18 protein-coding genes are annotated in these 21092 nt (G+C 72.5%); 13 read left to right on the forward strand and 5 right to left on the reverse strand.

The genetic code is table 11. The features are described from left to right. The first annotated feature begins 24 nt into the window (after positions 1–24). Both ACFWPS_RS47315 and ACFWPS_RS47320 read left to right on the forward strand, forming a co-directional pair. Entirely contained in the window at positions 25–648 is a 624-nt protein-coding gene (locus ACFWPS_RS47315; protein WP_383718801.1) for a hypothetical protein, read from the forward strand. Continuing rightward, positions 540–1364, forward strand: coding sequence for a tetratricopeptide repeat protein (locus ACFWPS_RS47320; protein ID WP_383718789.1), 825 nt, complete (start codon positions 540–542; stop codon positions 1362–1364). Before ACFWPS_RS47315 ends, ACFWPS_RS47320 begins: the two co-directional genes overlap by 109 nt. 52 nt (positions 1365–1416) lie before the next feature. On the opposite strand, the gene ACFWPS_RS47325 is transcribed toward ACFWPS_RS47320, so the two are convergent. Further along, positions 1417–2700 (reverse strand): DUF1015 domain-containing protein, encoded by a 1284-nt coding sequence (locus ACFWPS_RS47325; RefSeq protein ID WP_383718719.1) that lies wholly within the window; start codon positions 2698–2700, stop codon positions 1417–1419. Positions 2701–2784: 84 nt separating this feature from the next. Between ACFWPS_RS47325 and ACFWPS_RS47330 the strand changes: the two genes are divergently transcribed. From ACFWPS_RS47330 to ACFWPS_RS47345, 4 genes are all read left to right on the forward strand, one after another. Further along, entirely contained in the window at positions 2785–3813 is a 1029-nt protein-coding gene (locus tag ACFWPS_RS47330; protein ID WP_383718721.1) for an HAD-IIA family hydrolase, read from the forward strand. Positions 3814–3909: 96 nt separating this feature from the next. Beyond that, positions 3910–4953: a FecCD family ABC transporter permease gene (locus tag ACFWPS_RS47335; protein WP_383718723.1), complete on the forward strand. Its 1044-nt coding sequence runs from the start codon at positions 3910–3912 to the stop codon at positions 4951–4953. Between the two features lie 8 nt (positions 4954–4961). After that, entirely contained in the window at positions 4962–6035 is a 1074-nt protein-coding gene (locus ACFWPS_RS47340) for a FecCD family ABC transporter permease (protein ID WP_383718725.1), read from the forward strand. Beyond that, entirely contained in the window at positions 6032–6913 is an 882-nt protein-coding gene (locus ACFWPS_RS47345; RefSeq protein WP_383718728.1) for an ABC transporter ATP-binding protein, read from the forward strand. The genes ACFWPS_RS47340 and ACFWPS_RS47345 overlap by 4 nt, the downstream gene beginning before the upstream one ends. Here ACFWPS_RS47345 and ACFWPS_RS47350 read toward each other — a convergent pair. Continuing rightward, the gene (locus ACFWPS_RS47350) at positions 6897–7244 is read right to left on the reverse strand and encodes a sterol-binding protein (RefSeq protein ID WP_383718730.1); all 348 of its coding nucleotides are present in this window, start codon (positions 7242–7244) and stop codon (positions 6897–6899) included. The genes ACFWPS_RS47345 and ACFWPS_RS47350 overlap by 17 nt on opposite strands. Positions 7245–7286: 42 nt before the next feature. Here ACFWPS_RS47350 and ACFWPS_RS47355 point away from each other — a divergent pair, with 42 nt between their 5' ends. The 5 genes from ACFWPS_RS47355 to ACFWPS_RS47375 all read left to right on the forward strand — a co-directional run bounded on the left by ACFWPS_RS47355 (position 7287) and on the right by ACFWPS_RS47375 (position 13135). Next, entirely contained in the window at positions 7287–7634 is a 348-nt protein-coding gene (locus ACFWPS_RS47355; protein WP_383718733.1) for a hypothetical protein, read from the forward strand. Between the two features lie 7 nt (positions 7635–7641). Beyond that, positions 7642–8457 carry a TlyA family RNA methyltransferase gene (locus tag ACFWPS_RS47360; RefSeq protein WP_383718736.1) on the forward strand — a complete coding sequence of 272 codons (816 nt, stop codon included), beginning with the start codon at positions 7642–7644 and terminating at the stop codon, positions 8455–8457. Further along, positions 8454–9359, forward strand: coding sequence for an NAD kinase (locus ACFWPS_RS47365; protein ID WP_089102937.1), 906 nt, complete (start codon positions 8454–8456; stop codon positions 9357–9359). Before ACFWPS_RS47360 ends, ACFWPS_RS47365 begins: the two co-directional genes overlap by 4 nt. Before the next feature lie 416 nt (positions 9360–9775). After that, positions 9776–11494 carry a DNA repair protein RecN gene (gene recN / locus ACFWPS_RS47370; protein WP_383718790.1) on the forward strand — a complete coding sequence of 573 codons (1719 nt, stop codon included), beginning with the start codon at positions 9776–9778 and terminating at the stop codon, positions 11492–11494. 504 nt (positions 11495–11998) lie between these two features. Next, positions 11999–13135, forward strand: coding sequence for a glycosyltransferase family 4 protein (locus ACFWPS_RS47375; RefSeq protein ID WP_383718739.1), 1137 nt, complete (start codon positions 11999–12001; stop codon positions 13133–13135). Between the two features lie 20 nt (positions 13136–13155). Here the strand turns inward: ACFWPS_RS47375 and ACFWPS_RS47380 are convergent, their stop codons facing one another. From ACFWPS_RS47380 to ACFWPS_RS47390, 3 genes are all read right to left on the reverse strand, one after another. Continuing rightward, positions 13156–14799: a PucR family transcriptional regulator gene (locus ACFWPS_RS47380; RefSeq protein ID WP_383718742.1), complete on the reverse strand. Its 1644-nt coding sequence runs from the start codon at positions 14797–14799 to the stop codon at positions 13156–13158. A 43-nt stretch (positions 14800–14842) separates the two neighbouring features. Continuing rightward, positions 14843–16192, reverse strand: a complete 1350-nt coding sequence (locus ACFWPS_RS47385; RefSeq protein WP_383718745.1) for an FAD-binding oxidoreductase — start codon at positions 16190–16192, stop codon at positions 14843–14845. Positions 16193–16307: 115 nt separating this feature from the next. Continuing rightward, positions 16308–18110, reverse strand: a complete 1803-nt coding sequence (locus ACFWPS_RS47390) for a glycoside hydrolase family 15 protein (RefSeq protein WP_383718792.1) — start codon at positions 18108–18110, stop codon at positions 16308–16310. 524 nt (positions 18111–18634) lie between these two features. Here ACFWPS_RS47390 and ACFWPS_RS47395 point away from each other — a divergent pair. Together ACFWPS_RS47395 and ACFWPS_RS47400 are read left to right on the forward strand one after the other, a co-directional pair. Continuing rightward, positions 18635–20323: a CTP synthase gene (locus ACFWPS_RS47395; protein WP_383718794.1), complete on the forward strand. Its 1689-nt coding sequence runs from the start codon at positions 18635–18637 to the stop codon at positions 20321–20323. Between the two features lie 84 nt (positions 20324–20407). Beyond that, positions 20408–21034, forward strand: a complete 627-nt coding sequence (locus ACFWPS_RS47400) for an NUDIX domain-containing protein (RefSeq protein ID WP_383718747.1) — start codon at positions 20408–20410, stop codon at positions 21032–21034. Positions 21035–21092 lie beyond the last annotated feature (58 nt).

Here is a 21092-nt window from a genome sequence, read left to right on the forward strand (position 1 = left end):
GTTCTTCTCGTCCGGGGTTCCAGCGTGACGATCGTGGTGGTGACCGGGGTGGCTTCCGGCGTGATGACCGCGATCGCGGCCCCCGTCGCGATGACCGTGGGGATCGTCCGGCTTTCCGTCGTGATGACCGTCGTGACGATCGCCGTGATGACCGTCCTGCTTTCCGGCGTGATGACCGCGACGACCGCGGTGGCGGTGGCTACGGCCGGCGGGATGACCGTCGGGATGACAGCCGTGGTGGCGGTGGTGGTGGCTACGGTCGTCGTGATGACAGCCGTGGTTCTTCTCGTCCGGGGTTCCAGCGTGACGATCGTGGTGGTGACCGGGGTGGCTTCCGGCGTGATGACCGCGATCGCGGCCCCCGTCGCGATGACACCCGCGGCGGTGGCGGTGGCGGCTACGGTCGGCGCGACGACAACCGGGGTGGCGGTTACCGAGGCCGGGACGACCGCCGGGACGATCGGCGTGATGACCGCCGCGGCGGCGGTCGCTTCCGTGACGAGCGGGAGCGTGACCGGGACCGTGAGCCGATCAAGCGGCTGCCGATCCCGGAGGACGTCACCGGTGACGAGATCGACAAGGACGTACGGCAGGAGCTGCAGAGCCTGCCCAAGACGCTCGCGGAGGACGTCGCCAAGAACCTGGTGATGGTCGCCCGGCTCATCGACGAGGACCCCGAGGGCGCCTACGGCTACTCCAAGGTGGCCCTGCGGCTGGCGTCCCGTGTCGCCGCCGTCCGTGAGGCGGCCGGGTTCGCCGCGTACGCGAACCAGAAGTACTCCGAGGCGCTCGCCGAGTTCCGGGCCGCGCGGCGCATGACCGGCACCGTCGACCTGTGGCCGGTGATGGCCGACTGCGAGCGTGGGCTCGGGCGGCCGGAGAAGGCGTTGGACATGGCCGGCGCCCCCGAGGTGCACAAGCTCGACAAGGCCGGCCAGGTCGAGATGCGGCTCGTCGCCGCCGGGGCCCGGCGTGACATGGGGCAGCTGGACGCGGCGATCGTGACGCTGCAGAGCCCCGAGCTGGCCTCCAACTCCGTACAGCCGTGGACCGCGCGGCTGCGGTACGCCTACGCCGACGCCCTGCTGGCCGCCGGGCGTGCCGACGAGGCCCGGGAGTGGTTCGCCAAGGCCGTCGAGGCCGACCGGGACGGCAGCACGGACGCCTCCGACCGGCTGGCCGAGATGGACGGGGTCGAGTTCGTCGACGCTCTGGACGAGGAGGAGTCCGAGGAGACCTCCCAGGAGATCGAGGTCGCTGCCGAGACCGAGACCGAGACCGAGACCGAGACCGAGACCGAATCCGGGACCGAATCCAAGATCGACGCCGAGTCCGGGTCCGAGTCCGAGGCCGAGCAGGACTGAGCTCGGTGACTGGCAGAGGGCAGGCCCCGACCGGGGTCTGCCCTCTCTGCTTTCAGGCGTCGAGCGCCCGCAGCACCAGCCCCGACGCCGGCTTCGGGCCGAAGGACGTCGACTTGCGGGGCATCGTCACGCCCTGGCGGGCCAGGTCGCGGACGACCTCCTCGCGGACCGGGTGCATGAGGACGGCCGTACCGCCGTCGCGTTCGGCCTTGGCGACGGTCGCCGCCGTGTCGTGGATGTACGCGATGTGCGCGGGCGAGTCCTCGGGGATGCGCCAGACGTGGTCGAGGAGCGTGGCGTGCAGGACGGTGGCGTCCAGGGTGCGCCAGGCGGCCGGGCGGTCGTCCGGGATCGTGCGGGCCAGGAGGTCCGGGTCCGGGCGGTCGATGAGATGGAACGCGCCGTCGCCGGCCAGCAGGAACGCGTTGCCGGCGCAGGCCGCGTCCGCCAGCGCCGCCTGGGCCGCCGGCAGGGGGACGTCCAGCCGACGTACCCGGAACAGGCCCTTGACGTGCTCCAGGGCCTCCGCCACCGGCAGGCCGTGCAGCAGGCGGTGGATGGCGCGGACGCGCAGCGGGTAGCGGGCGGTGTCGACGAGGAGGACCAGGCCGTAGTCCCAGGGGCTGGGCGAGGTGTGCTCCGCGCGTAGACGCAAGTAGGTGGCCCAGCGGTGGTGGCCGTCGGCGATCAGGGCCTGGCGGCGGGCCAGGTCGGACTGGACGAGGGCCACCTCGGCCGGGTCGGTGATCGACCAGAGGCGGTGGTGGAAACCGTCCTCCGTGGTGGTGGCGAGGAGCGGAGGCCGGGCGGCGACGGTTTCGACGATCTCGGCGGCCGCGCCGTTGCCCCGGTAGGTGAGCAGGAGGGGTTCGAGGTTCGCGGAGGTGGCGCGCATCAGGGCCGCGCGGTCGGCGACGACCGGGGGCATGACCTCCTCGTGCGGCAGCACCACGCCCTCGGACGGCTCCGAGACCCGCAGGGCGCCGATGACTCCGCGCTGGAGCATGCCGTTGCCGTCGTGCTGTTCGTAGACGTACAGGCCCGGCTCGGGATCCGTGGCGAGGATGCCCTCGGCCTGCCAGCGGTGCAGGGTGTCGGCCGCCTGTTCGGTACCGGCGCTGGGAGAACCGGCCTGGGGGAGGATGAGGCGGACGATGTTGTGCGGGTCGGCGGACTGGAGGTGGTGTACGCCGTCGGGGCGTACGACGACGTCGTACGGCGGGGAAGTGACGGCGGCGAGGCTGCCGACCCGGTCGGGGTCGTAGCGAAGGCCTCGGAACGGGGTGAGTTCCAGGCCTCGGGGCTCCGTTGCTTCCGAGTGACCTGCAGTGTTCATCCCGGCATCGTACGTGTGTCAGTGCCGTGCGGGATGATCGACGGTGCAAGGCGGGTCGACGAGGAGTGGCGAGGAGCGATGGGGATGAGCCAGGGCGTCAGGACTGGTCCCGAGGGCAGCGGAGAGGCCCTGAGCGCGGCGTACGACACGGCGCTGCTCGATCTGGACGGGGTGGTGTACGCGGGCGGCAGCGCGATCGCGCACGCCGTGGAGTCGCTGGAGGTCGCCCGCGCGGGCGGGATGCATCTGGCGTACGTCACCAACAACGCGCTGCGGCCGCCGGACGCGGTGGCCGAGCACCTCACCGAGCTGGGGATCCCGACGGGGGCCGATGACGTCATCACCTCGGCGCAGGCGGTCGCGCGGTTGATCAGCGAGCAGGTGCCGGCGGGGGCGCGGGTGCTGGTCATCGGCGGGGAGGGCCTGCGCGTCGCCCTGCGGGAGCGGGGCCTTGAGCCGGTCGACTCCGCCGATGACGATCCGGCGGCCGTGGTGCAGGGATTCGGCGGTCCCGATCTGCCGTGGGGGCGGTTCGCGGAGGCGTCGTACGCCGTCGCGCGCGGGGTGCCGTGGTTCGCGTCCAACACCGATCTGACGATCCCGAGCGGCCGCGGGATCGCGCCGGGCAACGGTGCGGCGGTGGAGGTGGTCCGGATCGCGACGGGCGCCGAGCCGCAGGTGGCGGGCAAGCCGTTGCCGCCGATGCACCGGGAGACGATCCTGCGGACGGGTGCGAAGCGGCCGTTGGTGGTCGGGGACCGGCTGGACACCGACATCGAGGGTGCGTTCAACGGCGGGGTGGACTCGTTGCTCGTGCTGACCGGCGTCACCGACGGGCGTCAGTTGCTCGCCGCGCCGCCGCAGCACCGGCCGACCTATGTCGACTCCGATCTGCGCGGGTTGCTCACCGGGCAGCCGGAGGTCACGGCGGACGGCGAGGGCTTCCGGTGCGGTGGCTGGACGGCGACGGCGGGTGTCGACCGGCTGGAGCTGGAGGGTGACGGCGAGGCGCTCGACGGGCTGCGGGCGCTGTGCGCGGCGGCCTGGACGGCGGCCGGGGAGGGCTCCTGCGAACTGGACGTAGGCAAGGCGCTGGCGCGGCTGGGGCTCTGAGACCCCGTACCTGAACGGGGACTTGGCCGCGCTGCCACCGGGCCCCACGGGGACGCGGCATCGAGGGCGGATGCGAGGGTAGGCTAACCTAACCTCGTGTTGGTCGACAGTCCTCCCGAACAGCGCGCGGAGACCGCCCCCGCGCCCCCGACCCGCCGGGCGATACGGGCCCTCGGGCTCCTCGTCTCCCTCGCGATCCTGCTGCTCGTCGCCTTGGCGAGCATCGCGATCGGGGCGAAACAACTGCCGTTGGACCAGGTCTGGCACGGCCTGTTCCACGGCACGGGGACGTACGGCGACGTCGTCGTCGACGCGCGGCTGTCGCGGACCGTCCTCGGCCTGCTGGCCGGCGCCGCCCTCGGCCTGTCCGGGGCGGTGCTCCAGGCGCTCACCCGCAACCCGCTCGCCGACCCCGGCCTGCTCGGCATCAACGCGGGCGCCTCGGCCGCGGTGGTCACCGCCATCACCTACTTCGGCGTCAGCACCCTGAACGGCTATGTGTGGTTCGCGTTCCTCGGGGCGGCCCTGGTGGGCGCGCTGGTGTGGTTCCTGGGCGGCAGCCGGGGCGCCACCCCGGTGCGGCTCGCGCTGGCCGGTACGGCGATCAGCGCCGCGCTCTACGGCTACCTCCAGGCCGTGATGATCACGGACGACGCGGCGCTCAACAAGTTGCGTTTCTGGACGGTGGGTTCGCTGGCCTCCGCCTCCGACTCGACGATTCTGCAGGTGGTGCCGTTCCTCGCGGCCGGCACCCTGCTCGCCCTCGGCCTGGCCAGGCCGCTGAACGCGGTGGCGATGGGCGACGACACCGCCCGGGCCCTCGGCGCGAACCTGGGCCGCACCCGGGCCCTCGCCATGCTCGCCGCCACCGTGCTGTGCGGCGCGGCCACCGCCGCCTGCGGCCCGATCGCCTTCGTCGGCCTGATGGTCCCGCACGTCGTGCGCTCGTTCACCGGCCCCGACCTGCGCTGGATCCTGCCGTACGCGACGGTTCTGTCACCCGTGCTGCTGCTCGGCGCCGATGTCATCGGCCGGGTCGTGGCCCGCCCAGCGGAGCTCCAGGTCGGCATCGTCACCGCGATCATCGGCGGGCCGGTCTTCATTCTTCTGGTACGACGGCGGAGGACGGCCCAGCTGTGAGGACCGCTGTGAAAACCACCGCGAAGACCACTGCGAAGACCACTGCGAAGACCACGCGCACTCTGCGCACCCCCGGCGGGCTCTCCCTGCGGGCCGACGTGCGCGCGCTGGTCGTCGTCGGCGCGCTGCTGCTGGCCGCGGCCGCCGCGAGTGTCGTGCTGATCGGTACCGGGGACTTCCCGATCTCCTTCGGCGACGTGCTGAGGACCCTGGCCGGGAACGGCACCGCCGGACAGGACTTCATCGTCAACGAGCTGCGGCTGCCGCGGGTCCTGGTCGGTCTGCTGGTCGGCGCCTCCCTGGGGCTCGGCGGCGCCCTGTTCCAGTCGATCTCCCGCAACCCGCTGGGCAGCCCGGACGTCCTCGGCCTCTCGCAGGGCGCCACCTCCGGCGCGCTCGTCGTCATCGTGCTGCTGTCCGGGACGGCCGCCCAGGTCACCGTCGGCGCGCTGATCGGCGGCCTGGTGACCGGCCTCGCCATCTACCTCCTGGCCTGGAAGCAGGGCGTGCACGGCTACCGGCTGGTCCTGGTCGGCATCGGTGTCTCCGCGGTCGTCACCGCGGTCAACGGCTATCTGCTCACCAAGGCCGACCTGGTGGACGCGACGCGTGCGGTCGTCTGGATGACCGGCTCCCTCGACGGCCGGGACTGGAGCCAGGTCTGGCCGCTGCTCGCGCTGTGCGCGGTCCTCGTCCCGCTGGTCCTCGCCAATGCGCGGGGCCTGAGGATGATGGAGATGGGCGACGACGTGTCGAACGCCCTCGGGGTGCGCGTGGAGCGGGTGCGGATGCTGCTGATGGTGGCCGCCGTCCTGCTGACCGCCGCCGCCACCGCCGCCGCGGGCCCGGTCAGCTTCGTGGCGCTCACCGCCCCCCAGCTGGCCCGGCGCCTCACCCGCTCGCCCGGCCCCAACCTGGTGCCGTCCCTCTGCATGGGCGCCGCTCTGCTGGTCACGGCCGACTGGGCCTCGCAGCGTGCCTTCGGCGCCGACCAGCTGCCCGTCGGCGTGGTCACCGGCGTCCTGGGCGGGGTCTATCTGCTCTGGCTCCTCGTCACCGAACGCCGGGCGGGCCGGATATGACACCGGAACCCGAAGACGGCTCGGACCTGAGCGCGACACCTGAGTCAGACGAGTCAGACAGCAAGAGGAGCACCGTGAGCCGCCTGTCCGCCGAGAACGTCACCCTCGCCTATGACCAGCGCGTCATCGCCGAGCAGCTGTCGGTGGAGATCCCCGACAACTCCTTCACGGTGATCGTCGGCCCCAACGCCTGCGGCAAGTCGACGCTGCTGCGCGCGCTGTCCCGGATGCTCAGGCCCAGCCAGGGCCGGGTGCTGTTGGACGGTCAGGTCATCCAGTCGATGCCGGCGAAGAAGGTCGCCCGCACCCTCGGCCTGCTCCCGCAGTCGTCCATCGCACCCGACGGCATCACCGTCGGCGACCTGGTCGGCCGCGGCCGCTACCCGCACCAGGGCATCCTGCGCCAGTGGTCCGCCGAGGACGAACGGGTCGTAGCGGAGTCGATGGCGCAGACCGGCGTCGCCGAACTCGCCGACCGGTACGTCGACGAACTCTCCGGCGGCCAGCGGCAGCGCGTCTGGATCGCCATGGCGCTCGCCCAGCAGACCCCGCTGCTGCTCCTCGACGAGCCGACCACCTACCTGGACATCCAGCACCAGATCGACGTCCTCGACCTGTGCGCCGAACTCCACGAGGAGCAGGGGCGGACGCTGGTCGCCGTGCTGCACGACCTCAACCACGCGGCCCGCTACGCCACCCACCTGATCGCGCTCAAGAGCGGCCGGGTCGTCGCCGAGGGCGCCCCGAACGACATCGTCACCGCCGAACTGGTGGAAGAGGTCTTCGGGCTGCGCTGTCAGATCATCGACGACCCGGAGACGGGGACCCCGCTGGTGGTGCCGGCGGCCCGGAAGGCCAGGATCACAACAACTTCCTGAGCCGGAACAGGTCCAGCAGGTTCGCCTCCAGCCTCACCCGGCCCGAACCCCAGGCCCCGGCGAAGTTCAGGTCGCCGTCGACCAGGTCCACCAGGTCGTCGCCCGCCATGGCGAGTCTGATCTGCGCCTTCTCCCGCGGCGGCCCGGTGAACGTCTCCTCGACCTCGATCCGGCCGCCGGTGAGCCGACCGGCGAAGGTGACATCCAGGTCGGTGATGTGGCAGCTGACCGTGCGGTCCATGGCGGCGGCCGCCCGGACGTCGCCCTCGGCGCCACCCATGTTGTGCGAGAGCTTGTCGAGTGCGGCGCGGCACTCCTCGATCGTGGCCATCGCGATCGACGGTACCCCAGCGGTTCGGGGTAGCGTCGGGGCATGACCGACTCCGTGCCCGAGGGCCGGGTGGCGGAGGCCGAGGAAGCGGCCGCCGTCGAACCCGAGTACGACCCCGCCGCCCCCGCCCCGCTGAACGTCCCTCGCACCCCCACCGGAAATGCCGAGGTCGACGACCGGCTCGACCGGCTGGCCGACGCCGACCACCTCGCCACGGACGGGCATCTGGAGGTGTACGAGGATGTACACCGGGGGCTGCGCGACGCGCTGACCGAGCTCGACGCCCGCCCGGGACCTCCGGGACCGCCGGGGCCTCCTGGCCCCCCGGCGCCCGCCCCGCCGTACGGCAACAGGGCGCCCGCACCGTCGTACCACCAGAGCAGGAGCTGAACTCACCGTGGCAGGAGTCGCACGTCGCCGTCTGGACGCGGAGCTGGTCCGCCGGAAGCTCGCGCGCTCGCGCGAGCACGCCAGCCAGCTGATCGCCGCCGGGCGGGTCACCGTCGGCAAGGCCGTCGCGACCAAGCCGGCCACCCAGGTGGAGACCGCCGCCGCCATCGTCGTCCAGGCCGACGACAGCGATCCCGAGTACGTGTCGCGGGGCGGTCACAAGCTCGCCGGTGCGCTGGCGGTGTTCGTCCCGGAAGGTCTGCTGGTCGAAGGGCGGCGGGCGCTGGACGCCGGCGCGTCGACCGGCGGCTTCACCGATGTGCTGCTGCGCGCGGGGGCCGCACACGTCGTCGCCGTCGACGTCGGATACGGACAACTCGCGTGGTCTCTGCAGAGCGATGAACGCGTCACCGTCAAGGACCGTACGAACGTACGCGAGTTGACGCTTGAAGCGATTGATGGGGAGCCTGTGGATCTTGTCGTGGGTGATCTGTCCTTCATCCCGCTCGGGCTGGTGCTGCCGGCCCTGGCGCGGTGCGTGAAGCCGGACGCCGACCTGGTGATGATGGTCAAGCCGCAGTTCGAGGTGGGCAAGGAGCGACTGGGCAGCGGAGGAGTCGTACGGAGCCCGCAGCTGCGGGCGGAGGCCGTGCGGGGGGTTGCCGAGAAGGCGTGGGAGCTGGGGCTCGGGGTGAAGGGTGTCACCGCCAGTCCGCTGCCCGGGCCGTCCGGCAACGTCGAGTACTTTCTGTGGCTGCGGGCCGGCGCACCCGAGTTGGATCCGGCCGATGTTGACCGTGCAGTGGCGGAGGGGCCGCGTTGACACAGAACCGAGCTCGTACTGTTTTTCTGCTGGCCCACACCGGGCGGCCCGCGGCGATCCGCAGCGCCGAGCTCGTGGTGAAGGGGCTGCTGGCGGCCGGAGTCGGCGTCCGGGTCCTGGAGTACGAGGCACACGACCTGCCTCTCCCCGAAGAGGTCGAGCTCGTCGAGGAGGCCTCGCCGCACAGCCTCGACGGCTGCGAGCTGCTCATCGTCCTCGGCGGTGACGGGACGCTGCTGCGCGGTGCCGAGTTCGCCCGCGCCTCCGGGGTGCCGATGCTCGGCGTCAACCTCGGCAGCGTCGGGTTCCTCGCGGAGGCCGAGCGGGACGACCTCGACAAGGTCGTCGACCGGGTGGTGAGCAAGGCGTACGAGGTCGAGGAGCGGATGACCGTCGACGTCGTCGTGCACCGCAACGGGGACATCGTGCACACCGACTGGGCGCTGAACGAGGCGGCCGTGCAGAAGGCGGGTGCCGAGAAGCTCCTGGAAGTCGTGCTGGAGATCGACGGGCGGCCGGTGACGGGGTTCGGGTGTGACGGGATCGTGCTGTCGACGCCGACCGGGTCCACGGCGTACGCGTTCTCCGCGGGTGGCCCTGTGGTGTGGCCGGAGGTGGAGGCGCTGCTGATGGTGCCGATCTCCGCGCACGCGCTGTTCGCGAAGCCGTTGGTGACGTCGCCGGACTCGGTGCTCGCGGTGGAGGTGCTGCCGCACATCCAGCCGGGGGTGCTGTGGTGCGACGGGCGCCGGACGGTGGAGCTGCCGCCGGGTGCGCGGGTCGAGGTGCGGCGGGGGGCGGTGCCGGTGCGGCTGGCTCGGCTGCATCACGCGTCGTTCACGGACCGGCTGGTCGCGAAGTTCGCGTTGCCGGTCTCCGGATGGCGGGGTGCGCCGCACTAGCGGTTCGTGGGGGCCGGTTTCGGTGCGTCGGCGGGTGCGGGTGCGTGGGGGCTGGTCGCGCAGTTCCCCGCGCCCCTTGGTCGGCGTACTTGCCGGGGTGTGGAGGTGGCTGGTCGTGCCCGTGCGGCGGTGGCCGCAAATCGATTCAGTCCCGCGCCCCTTGGTCGGCGTACTCGCCGGGGTGTGGAGGTGGCCGGTCGTGCCCGCGCGGCGGTGGCCGCAAATCGATTCAGCCCCGTGCCCCTTGGTCGGCGTACTTGCCGGGGTGTGGAGGTGGCCGGGCGCGCCTGTGCGGCGGTGGCCGCAAATCGATTCAGCCCCGTGCCCCTTCGGGGCGCTTCTCCACTCGCCCGGGTGACAGGGTGCCTCGCGCTTCTCCTGCCCTACCTCGTAAGGTCTTCCCCGTGCTGGAAGAAATGCGGATACGGTCACTCGGGGTCATCGACGACGCCGTCGTCGAGTTGTCGCCGGGGTTCACCGCCGTCACCGGTGAGACCGGTGCGGGCAAGACCATGGTGGTCACCAGCCTGGGGCTGCTGCTCGGCGGGCGGGCCGATCCCGCGCTCGTGCGGATCGGGTCCGAGAAGGCGGTCGTCGAGGGGCGGGTCACCGTGCCCGCCGGAGCCTCGGCGGCGGTACGGGCCGAGGAGGCCGGCGCCGAGCTGGACGACGGTGCGCTGCTGATCAGCCGTACCGTTTCCGCCGAGGGGCGCTCGCGGGCGCACCTGGGCGGGCGGAGCGTGCCCGTGGGGCTGCTCGCCGAGCTCGCCGACGACCTGGTGGCCGTGCACGGGCAGACCGACCAGCAGGGGCTGCTGAAGCTGAACCGGCAGCGGCAGGCCCTCGACCGGTACGCCGGCGACGGGGTCGCCGTACCGCTGGCCAAGTACGGCGAGGCCTACCGGCGGCTGCGGGCCGTGGCGGCCGAGCTGGAGGAGATCGTCACGCGCGCGCGTGAGCGGGCCCAGGAGGCCGACATGCTGCGCTACGGGCTGGACGAGATCGCGGGCGTGGAGCCGAGGGCCGGCGAGGACGTGGAGCTGGCCGAGGAGGCCGAGCGGCTCGGGCACGCCGAGGCGCTGTCGTCCGCGGCGACCGCCGCGCACTCCGCGCTCGCGGGCAACCCCGAGGACCCTGAGGGCATCGACGCGGCCACCCTGGTGGCGGGCGCCCACCGGGCCCTGGAGGCGGTTCGCTCGCACGATCCGGCGCTGGCCGCGCTCGCCGACCGGATCGGCGAGGTCGGGATCCTGCTGGGCGATGTAGCGGGCGAGCTGGCCGGATACGCCGACGACCTGGACGCCGATCCGCTGCGGCTCGCGGCCGTGGAGGAGCGGCGCGCCGCGCTCACCGCGCTCACCCGCAAGTACGGCTCGGACATCGACGCGGTGCTGGCGTGGGCGGAACAGGGTGCCGCGCGGCTCACCGAACTCGACGGTGACGACGAGCGCATCGACGAGCTGACCGCCGAGCGGGATGGTCTCCGTGCGGAACTGGGCGGGCTCGCGCAGGCGTTGACCGACGCGCGCACCGAGGCCGCCGAACGCTTCGCGGCCGCCGTCACCGCGGAGCTGGGCTCCCTCGCGATGCCGCACGCGCGCGTGTCCTTCGCCATCCGGCAGACCGAGGACCCGGAGGGCGTGGAGGTCGGCGGACGGGCGGTGGCCTACGGCCCGTCGGGCGCCGACGAGGTCGAGCTGCTCCTCGCTCCGCACCCCGGGGCCCCGCCCCGCCCCATCGCCAAGGGCGCGTCCGGCGGTGAGCTGTCGCGCGTGATGCTCGCGGTGGAGGTCGTCTTCGCGGGCACCGACCCGGTCCCGACGTACCTCTTCGACGAGGTCGACGCAGGCGTGGGCGGCAAGGCGGCGGTGGAGATCGGGCGGCGCCTGGCCAAGCTCGCCAGGTCCGCGCAGGTGGTCGTCGTCACCCACCTGCCCCAGGTCGCCGCCTTCGCCGACCGGCAGTTGCTGGTCGAGAAGACCAACGACGGCACGGTCACCCGGTCCGGCGTGAAGGTCCTGGAGGGTGAGGAGCGGGTCCGGGAGCTGTCCCGCATGCTGGCCGGCCAGGAGGACTCGGAGACGGCACGGGCGCACGCGGAGGAACTGCTGGCGACGGCACGGGCGGACCGCTGACGGTCCGCTGACGGATCGCCGGGCCGGAGCGGGGGGACGCCGTCCGTCCCGCCGCTCCGGCCGCCAGCCCTTCCGCCGCCAGTCCTTCTGCCGCTCAAAGGCCGTCGGTTCGAGGTCGTCGATTCGAGGTCATTGGTTCCAGGTTGTCGGTCGCGGGCTGTCGGGCGGGGGCTGTTCGGCAAAGGCTGGTGGTGTCGAGGCTGCCGAGTCGGTGGCGTCGAGACCCCGGCGGTGTCCCGGCACGGGAGCGCATCCTGGCTGGTGGCGCCCCCGGCGTTCCTCCTCGGCGGCGTTTTCTTCACCCTCCCGGGTGACACGCTCCGGCGCATTGCCCCGGCCCGCCTCGGTATGTGCCATCTCGGAGTACCCGGAACACCCTTGTGTGCTGGCATCCTTGAGGGGGACGCGGTGCCCGGGGGAGGCGCGCGGTGACCCCCTCGGCCCCGATACCTTCTGTACGTTCCCTCGTGACCGCCCCACGCCGAACCAGGAGCCCCAGGCCGCGTGAGCCCCGTGAGCAGCAACGCACCGCACGGTCAGTCGCCGCTGCGCACCGTGCAGGTGCTGGGCGGCGGCAACGCCGCCAGCAGCGCGCACGTGCGGTCGCTGACCGCCGGCCTGGTCGCCCGGGGCGTGCGGGTCACGGTGTGCGCCCCCACCGAGGCGGATCGCGCCTACGGCTTCTCGGGGGTCGGCGCCGACCACGTGCACGTGCCGCGCAGCAGCGACCCGGGCTCGATCGCGGCGCTCCGCGCCGCCTGCACGGACGCCGACCTGGTGCACGCCCACGGCCTGCACGCCTCCTTCCGCGCGGTGCTGGCGCTGAGCGGCCGCAGCACTCCGCTGATCGTCACCTGGCACAACCGGGCGCACGCCGAGGGCGCCCGGGCGCATCTGCTGCGGATGCTGGAGCGGCGGGTGGTGCGGACGGCCGCCGTGGTGCTCGGGACCACCTCCGACCTGGTGGACCGGGCCCGCCGTACCGGCGCCCGGGACGCCCGGCTCGCTGCCGTGGCGCTGCCCGGCCCGCGGCGGCCCGTGGACGAGGACGAGGCGGAGCGGCTGCGGCCCAAGGTCCGGGCCGAACTCGGCGCCATGGGGCGGCCGTTGCTCATCGCCGTCGGCTCCCTCGACCGGCATCGCGGCTATGACGTCCTGCTGGACGCTGCGCGTGCCTGGTGCCGGCTCGATCCGGTGCCGCTCCTCGTCATCGCCGGCGAGGGGCCGCTGCGTGCGGCGTTGCAGCGGCGGATCGAGGACGAGGAGCTGCCCGTGCGGCTGATCGGGCGCCGTGACGACGTCGCCGAGCTGCTCGCCGCCGCAGATCTGGCGCTGCTGTCGAGCAGTTGGGAGTCCCGTTCGGTCCTCGCCCAGGAGGCCCTGCACGCGGGCGTGCCGCTCGTCGCGACCGCCGTCGGCGGCATCCCCGACCTGGTCGGGGACGCGGCGGAGCTGGTCGCGTACGGCGACGCACCGGCCCTCGCCGACACCGTCGTACGCCTCCTCGACGACCCCGGGCGCTGCGCGGAGCTGCGCGAGCGGGGTGCCCGGCAGGCGGCGAGCTGGCCCACGGAGGACGAGACCGTCGCCCAAGTTCTCAGTGTGTACGACGAGTTGACGCAGCCCCGGCCGCTGCCCTGAGGTCGTGACGCCGCGAGACCCTAGGGGACGTGCCGGCGTGCCCGCAGGGCCAGGCTCAACGCCAGGACCGCCTGCGGGTCGTCGAGGTCAGTGCCCAGCAACTCCCCGATGCGGGCTAGGCGGTTGTAGAGGGTCTGCCGGTTGAGGTGGAGTTCACGGGCCGTCTCCGCCTTGCGGCCCGCGTGCGCCAGGTAGGTCTCCAGAGTGGGCAGCAGCGGCGGCTTGGAGCGGTGGTCGTGGTCGCGGAGCGGGCCGATCGCGCGGTCGACGAAGGCCGCCAGGTCGGGGTGGTCGCGCAGCCGCCACAGCAGGAGGTCGATGTCGAGGCGGCGGGCGTCGTACCAGGGCCGGTCGGAGAGGCCCTGGGCCGCCGTCGCCGTCTCGGCCGCGTGCCGAAGGCCCGCCGACGCGGCCGCCCAGCCGCCGGCCACGCCGACCACCACGACCGGGGGAGCGGATCCGGGGCGCTGCATCCCGGCGCGCTCCACCCCTGCCCTGAGCGCCGCCGCGACCCGGTCCGCGACCGTCGTCCGCTCCGCCTCCGAACGCAGGCCCAGGAGCAGCGGTACGCGGCCCTCGACCGGTCGTACGCCCAGCAGGACGGGCACGCCCACGGCCGCCAGCTCCTCACCCACCGCGCGGGCCAGCAACGCCCAGCCGCCGCCCGGGGACAGGGAGTCGCCGACCCGCATGACCACCGGCAGCAGCGGGCTGCCGCCGGGCTTGAAGCCGAGGACACGGGCCTGCGCCGGGGCGTCCTCCGCGGTGATCCGGCCCTCGGCGAGGTCGGTCAGGAAGTCGCCGCGCCCGCGCGCCGCCAGCTCCTCCTCCTGGCGGGCCTGCATCAGCACGACGGCCAGGATGCCCGCGGCCCGCTCGGCGGCGATGCGGTGGACGGGCGCGAGGGGGCCGCGTACCGGGAGCAGGACCAGGCGGGCGCGCACCGATCCGGTCCCCGGACCGCCGCCCGGCACGTCCACCAGGACCACCCCGGTCGGCGGCGGCGCGTCCTTGTGCTGGCCGCGCAGCCCCTCCCACACCTGGAGCGGGTCGGCCCCCTCGGGCCCCGACCCGGCGGCGTACAGGAGCTGGCCGTCGGTGGTCTCCAGGAAGACCGGGTTCCCGCTGAAGTCGGCCAGGATGGCGAGCACCTGGGGGACCCCGCCGCCGCCCAGCAGGGCCTCGGTGCAGCGGCGGTGCACCTCCTCGGCGCGCTGGAGGAGGGCGTAGTGGTGGTTGACGATCTCGGTGTGGATCTCCTCCGTCACCGTCACGAACGGCACCTCGCGGTGCAGCGCGACCAGCGGCAGTCCGGTCGCGCGGGCGGTGTCGACGAGGGTGGCGGGCAGCCGGGAGAACCGCGCGCCCAGCTCCACGACCAGGGCGGCGATGCCCCGCTCGGCTAGGGTGCGGACGAACGCCCGCTGCTCGGTCGGCCGGGTGCCCAGGCCGTAGCCGGTGGTGAGCAGCAGCTCGCCGCCCTTCAGCAGCGAGGCGATGTTCGGCACCTCGCCCGCGTGCACCCAGCGCACGGTGCGGCCCAGCCGGTCGGCGCCCGCCAGGATCTCCGGGAGCCCGCTGCGCAGCGCGGGCAGCTCCAGCGCCCGCTGCACGGTGATCCCGGCGCCCTGGGTGTCGAATCCGCTGCCCGTACCGCTGTCCATGGAGCGGACGCTACCTGGGCGGACGCCTCCACGGCACCTTCCGTCAGAGCGGTTCGATGTTGTGGTTGAAGCGGAAAACGTTGTCGGGGTCCCAGCGCCGCTTCACCTTGCCGAGCCGCAGCGCGTTCCCCACGCCCAGACCGGCCCGCACCCGCTCCGGGCCCTCGTCACCGACGAGGTTCAGGCAGACCGCGCCGGTGGTCCACGGCCGGACCCCGGCACGGACGTCCCGCACCCAGGCGATCGCCCGTTCGTCGTCGGCCGGGTCCGCCCAGATCCCGAAGGGGTGCACCGCCCAGGCCGCGTTCCGGTACGGCACCGGGTACTCCGCCGGCCCCGAGGCGATCGCGCCGCCCAGCGGGAACAGCACATGCTGCGAGCCGCTCGGCACCGGCATGCCCTCCGCACCGCCGCACCAGGCGTCCACCGCCTCGTCGGGCAGAGCGGCCAGACACTCGGCCGACCCGTGGTTCCGCAGCCCGGACGGAAGGTCGAGCAGGCACTGCACCTCGCTGTACGGCACCGGGCCGACGACCTCCGCCTCGTGCGGCAGGGCGAGCAGCGGTCCGGCGACCTTGCGCAGCCCTTCCTCGCCGCCCACGAAGGTCACGAGGGCGGCACACACCGGCTCGCCGTCGGCGAGGTACACCACCGCGCCGCCCGCCTCGTCGGGACCGGTGCGGATCACCTCACGGAAGGCGCGGACGACGTCCGGGCCGGACGACGGCGGGTACCGCAGCAGCGCCACCGAGAGAACCGGCAGTTCGTGCAGTTCGAGAGTGAGCGCGGTGGCGACGCCGAAGTTCCCGCCGCCGCCGTGCAGGGCCCAGAACAGCTCCGGGTTCTCGTCGGCGTTGGCGTGGACGCGCTCACCGTCGGCGGTGACCAGCTCGACGCCGATCAGGTTGTCGACGGCCGTCCCGAAGAGGCGGTCCAGCCATCCCGACCCGCCACCGAGCACGAACCCACCGACCCCGATGCCGGGGGCCCGCCCACCGGCGGCGGCGAGACCGTAGGGCCGGGTCGCCCGGTCCAGACGGCTCATGACGGCCCCGCCCTGCACACGTACGGCCTCCGCCGCCGGGTCGACGGTCACCCCGTCCATCCGGCGCAGGTCCACCACCAGCGCGGCGTCGGCGGTCGCCGAGCCCGCCACGGAGTGTCCGCCGCCGCGCACCGCGATGTGCAGGTCCAGCTCCCGCCCGAACCGCACCGCCCGGACCACGTCGGCGTCGCCCGCACACTGGGCGATCACGGCCGGATACCGGTCGATCCGGCCGTTGAAGACGGCCCGGGCCTCGTCGTATCCCGGGTCTCCGGGAGCGAACACGTCCCCGCCCAGATCCTCACGTAGCTCAGCGAGGGCCGTGTGTGCCTTCGACGGCGGAGCCATGACTATCAGCCTAGGCAACAGCGCGCCCCTTAGGGGCGCGGGGCCCTGTCTGATATGCGGCTGCCGCCGCGTGGGCGCGACCAGCCCCCACAAACCGGCACCCGAGCGGCGGCCGCTACCCTCCGTACGCGCCCGACGCAGTCAGTCGCAGCGCCGTGTCGATCAACGGCACATGACTGAACGCCTGCGGAAAGTTCCCCACCTGCCGCTTCAGCCGCGGATCCCACTCCTCCGCCAGCAGCCCGAGGTCGTTCCGCAACGCGAGAAGCTTCTCGAACAGCTTGCGGGCCTCGTCGACGCGTCCGATCATCGCGAGGTCGTCGGCCATCCAGAACGAGCAGGCCAGGAAGGCCCCCTCGTCGCCCGGGAGGCCGTCCACGCCCTCCTCGCCGCCCGAGGTCGGGTAGCGCAGGATGAAGCCGTCCGGCGTGGACAGCTCCCGCTGGATCGCCTCGATGGTGCCGATGACCCGCTTGTCGTCCGGCGGCAGGAAGCCCATCTGCGGGATCAGCAGCAGCGAGGCGTCCAGCTCCTGGGAGCCGTACGACTGGGTGAAGGTGTTGCGCTCCTTGTCGTAGCCCCGCTCGCAGACGTCCCGGTGGATGTCGTCGCGCAGCTCCTTCCAGCGCTCCAGCGGGCCGTCCGCGTCCCCGGACTCGATGAGCTTGATGGTGCGGTCGACGGCGACCCAGGCCATCACCTTGGAGTGCACGAAGTGCCGGCGCGGCCCGCGCACCTCCCAGATGCCCTCGTCCGGCTCGTCCCAGTGGTCCTCCAGGTAGCGGATCAGCTTCAGCTGGAGGAGGGACGCGTAGTCGTTGCGGGCGAGGCCGGTCATGTGGGCCAGGTGCAGGGCCTCGGTGACCTCGCCGTAGACGTCCAGCTGGAGCTGGTGCGCCGCGCCGTTGCCGACCCGGACCGGCGCCGAGTTCTCGTAGCCGGGCAGCCAGTCCAGCTCGGCCTCGCCCAGCTCGCGCTCGCCCGCGATGCCGTACATGATCTGCAGGTTCTCGGGGTCGCCGGCGACCGCGCGCAGCAGCCACTCGCGCCAGGCGCGGGCCTCCTCGCGGTAGCCGGTGCGCAGCAGCGAGGACAGGGTGATGGCCGCGTCGCGCAGCCAGGTGTAGCGGTAGTCCCAGTTGCGGACGCCGCCGATGTCCTCCGGCAGGGAGGTCGTCGGCGCGGCGACGATGCCGCCCGTGGGGGCGTACGTCAGGGCCTTCAGGGTGATCAGCGAGCGGACCACGGCCTCGCGGTACGGGCCGTGGTACGTGCAGTGCTCGACCCACTCCCGCCAGAAGTCCTCGGTCGCCTGCAGCGACTGCTCCGGCTCCGGCAGCGCCGGCGGCTGCTTGTGCGAGGGCTCCCAGGAGATCGTGAACGCGATCCGGTCACCCGGGGCCACCGTGAAGTCCGCGTACGTGGTCAGCGCCTTGCCGTAGGTCTCGGCCTCCGTGTCGAACCACACCGAGTCGGGGCCCGCGACGGCGACCGTCCGGCCCTCGTGCTTGTGCACCCAGGGGACCACCCGGCCGTAGGAGAACCGCATCCGCAGCACCGAGCGCATCGGCACCCGGCCGGTGACGCCCTCGACGATGCGGATCAGCTGGGGCGCGCCGTCACGCGGGGGCATGAAGTCGGTCACCCGGACCGTGCCGCGCGGGGTGTCCCACTCCGACTCCAGGATCAGCGAGTCGCCGCGGTAGGTGCGGCGCGCCGCGGTCGGCGGCTTCGAGTCGGCCGCGTGCGCCGGGCCGAGGCGCCAGAAGCCGTGTTCCTCGGTGCCGAGCAGACCGGCGAAGATGGCATGCGAGTCGAAGCGGGGCAGGCACAGCCAGTCCACTGTGCCGTCCCGGCAGACCAGGGCAGCAGTCTGCATGTCTCCGATGAGTGCGTAGTCTTCGATGCGCCCGGCCACGTGCAACTCCAGTCGAACGGCCACGTCACCCCCCAGGCAAAAGGGGGCTGTCGCTAGTGCGGTCAAGGGGGGTTGTTGTTGTGCGTCATTAAGTCGTCAAGCGGTGAAGCAAAGCAGCCCGCCGCGCCCTGAGGCAAAACGACAGTCATAGCTCAACGAACTGCCAAGCTCTCGTTGTTCCGGGGGTGACGGGCGGGGGTGTGCCGTGTTTTCCGGCCGGGCTCGGCAGCGAGTGTCCGAGCAGGATACGACGCACGTAGATGATCTGCGTGCCGCTCCGGGCAACCCGTGTGGGCCGAACGGGTGAGCCCTGGGTGAAATGCGGGTAAGGCAGGCCCCACGTCTGTGCCGACGTGTGTACGGAGCGTGGCCGGAAGCCATCTCTCCGCGGCGCTGATACCCTGGTAGCCCGTGGACCGGTGGGCACGAAACCCCCGAACCGCAGCGACGGCACCACCCCGGAAACTCCAGGACGGCAGCCGTACCGCACGACAGACCGCGACCACGGGAGCCCCCTCTTGGCCATGCCGCCGCATGCTTTTAGAAACAGCGCAGCCACGACGACCAAGCACATCTTCGTCACCGGGGGTGTCGCCTCCTCGCTCGGCAAGGGCCTGACGGCCTCCAGCCTGGGCATGCTGCTCAAGGCCCGGGGCCTGCGCGTCGTGATGCAGAAGCTCGACCCGTACCTGAACGTCGACCCGGGCACGATGAACCCCTTCCAGCACGGTGAGGTGTTCGTCACCAACGACGGCGCCGAGACCGACCTGGACATCGGCCACTACGAACGTTTCCTCGACCGCGACCTGGACGGCTCCGCCAACGTCACCACGGGTCAGGTCTACTCCACGGTGATCGCCAAGGAGCGGCGCGGCGAGTACCTGGGCGACACCGTCCAGGTCATCCCGCACATCACCAACGAGATCAAGCACCGCATCCGCCGCATGGCCACCGACGAGGTCGACGTGGTCATCACCGAGGTCGGCGGCACGGTCGGCGACATCGAGTCGCTGCCGTTCCTGGAGACGGTCCGCCAGGTCCGCCACGAGGTCGGCCGGGACAACGTGTTCGTGGTGCACATCTCGCTCCTGCCGTACATCGGCCCGTCCGGCGAGCTGAAGACCAAGCCCACCCAGCACTCCGTGGCCGCCCTGCGGAACATCGGTATCCAGCCGGACGCGATCGTCCTGCGTTGCGACCGTGAGGTGCCGACCGCCATCAAGCGCAAGATCTCGCTGATGTGCGACGTCGACGAGGCCGCGGTCGTGGCCTGCCCGGACGCCCGCTCGATCTACGACATCCCGAAGACCGTGCACGGCGAGGGCCTGGACGCCTACGTCGTCCGCAAGCTGGACCTGCCGTTCCGCGACGTGGACTGGCGGACCTGGGACGACCTGCTCGACCGCGTCCACAACCCCGACCACGAGATCACCCTCGCGCTGGTCGGCAAGTACATCGACCTGCCCGACGCCTACCTCTCGGTCACCGAGGCGCTGCGCGCCGGCGGCTTCGCCAACAAGGCCCGAGTGAAGATCAAGTGGGTCACGTCGGACGACTGCAAGACGCCGGCGGGCGCCGCCGCGCAGCTCTCCGACGTCGACGGCATCTGCATCCCGGGCGGCTTCGGCGACCGCGGTGTGCTCGGCAAGGTCGGCGCCATCCGCTACGCCCGAGAGAACCGGATCCCGCTGCTCGGCCTCTGCCTCGGCCTGCAGTGCATCGTGATCGAGGCCGCGCGCAACCTGGCCGACATCCCGGACGCCAACTCCACCGAGTTCGACTCCGCCACCGGCCACCCGGTCATCTCCACCATGGCCGAGCAGCTCGACATCGTCGCCGGTGAGGGCGACATGGGCGGCACCATGCGCCTCGGCATGTACCCGGCCAAGCTGGCCGAGGGCTCCATCGTGCGCGAGGTCTACGACGGCAAGGAGTACGTCGAGGAGCGGCACCGCCATCGCTACGAGGTGAACAACGCCTACCGCGCGGAGCTGGAGAAGAAGGCCGGCATCCAGTTCTCCGGCACCTCCCCGGACGGCAAGCTCGTCGAGTACGTCGAGTACCCGCGCGACGTCCACCCCTACCTGGTCGCCACCCAGGCGCACCCGGAGCTGCGCTCCCGCCCGACCCGCCCGCACCCGCTCTTCGCGGGCCTGGTGAAGGCCGCGGTCGCGCGTCAGCAGGGCGCCGTCGAGCAGGAGAATTCGAAGTAACACACCAGTTGTACGGTGGCCGGGGTGCATACCTTCAAAGGTGCGCACCCCGGTTTTTTCCGCGTACGTCTGGAAGGGTTCGGCATGACGATCAAGGACACCCCCGAGGAGTGGGAGATCCGGGCGACGGAGACCCCTTTCGTGGGCAACAAGACCTCCGTCCGTACGGACGAGGTGGTCATGCCCGACGGCACGGTGGTCCGTCGCGACTACCAGGTCCACCCCGGCTCGGTCGCCGTCCTCGCCCTCGACGAGGAGGACCGCGTGCTGCTCATCCGCCAGTACCGGCACCCGGTCCGGCAGAAGCTCTGGGAGATCCCGGCCGGTCTGCTCGACATCCCCGGTGAGAACCCGCTGCACGCCGCCCAGCGCGAGCTGTACGAGGAGGCCCATGTCAAGGCCGAGGACTGGCGGGTGCTGACCGACCTGTACACCACCCCCGGCGGCTGCGACGAGGCCGTACGGATCTTCCTCGCCCGTGATCTCTCCGAGGCCGAGGGGGAGCGCTTCGAGACGGAGCACGAGGAGATCGACCTGGAGTACGCGCGGGTGCCGGTCGACGAACTGGTGCGCCTGCTCCTCGCCGGCGATCTGCACAACAACTGCCTCGTGACGGGCGTCCTCTCCCTGGTCGCCGCCCGCAACGGCGACGGCCTCGACGCGCTGCGCCCGGCCGACGCGCCCTGGCCGGCCCGCCCCTTCGAGTCCTGAGCCACGTTCCCGGGGCCTGTGTCCGCCCTTCGAGCGTGCCGGTGTGACCATCGCCTGA

This window comes from Streptomyces sp. NPDC058457, from assembly GCF_042720695.1.
GTDB lineage: Bacteria > Actinomycetota > Actinomycetes > Streptomycetales > Streptomycetaceae > Streptomyces.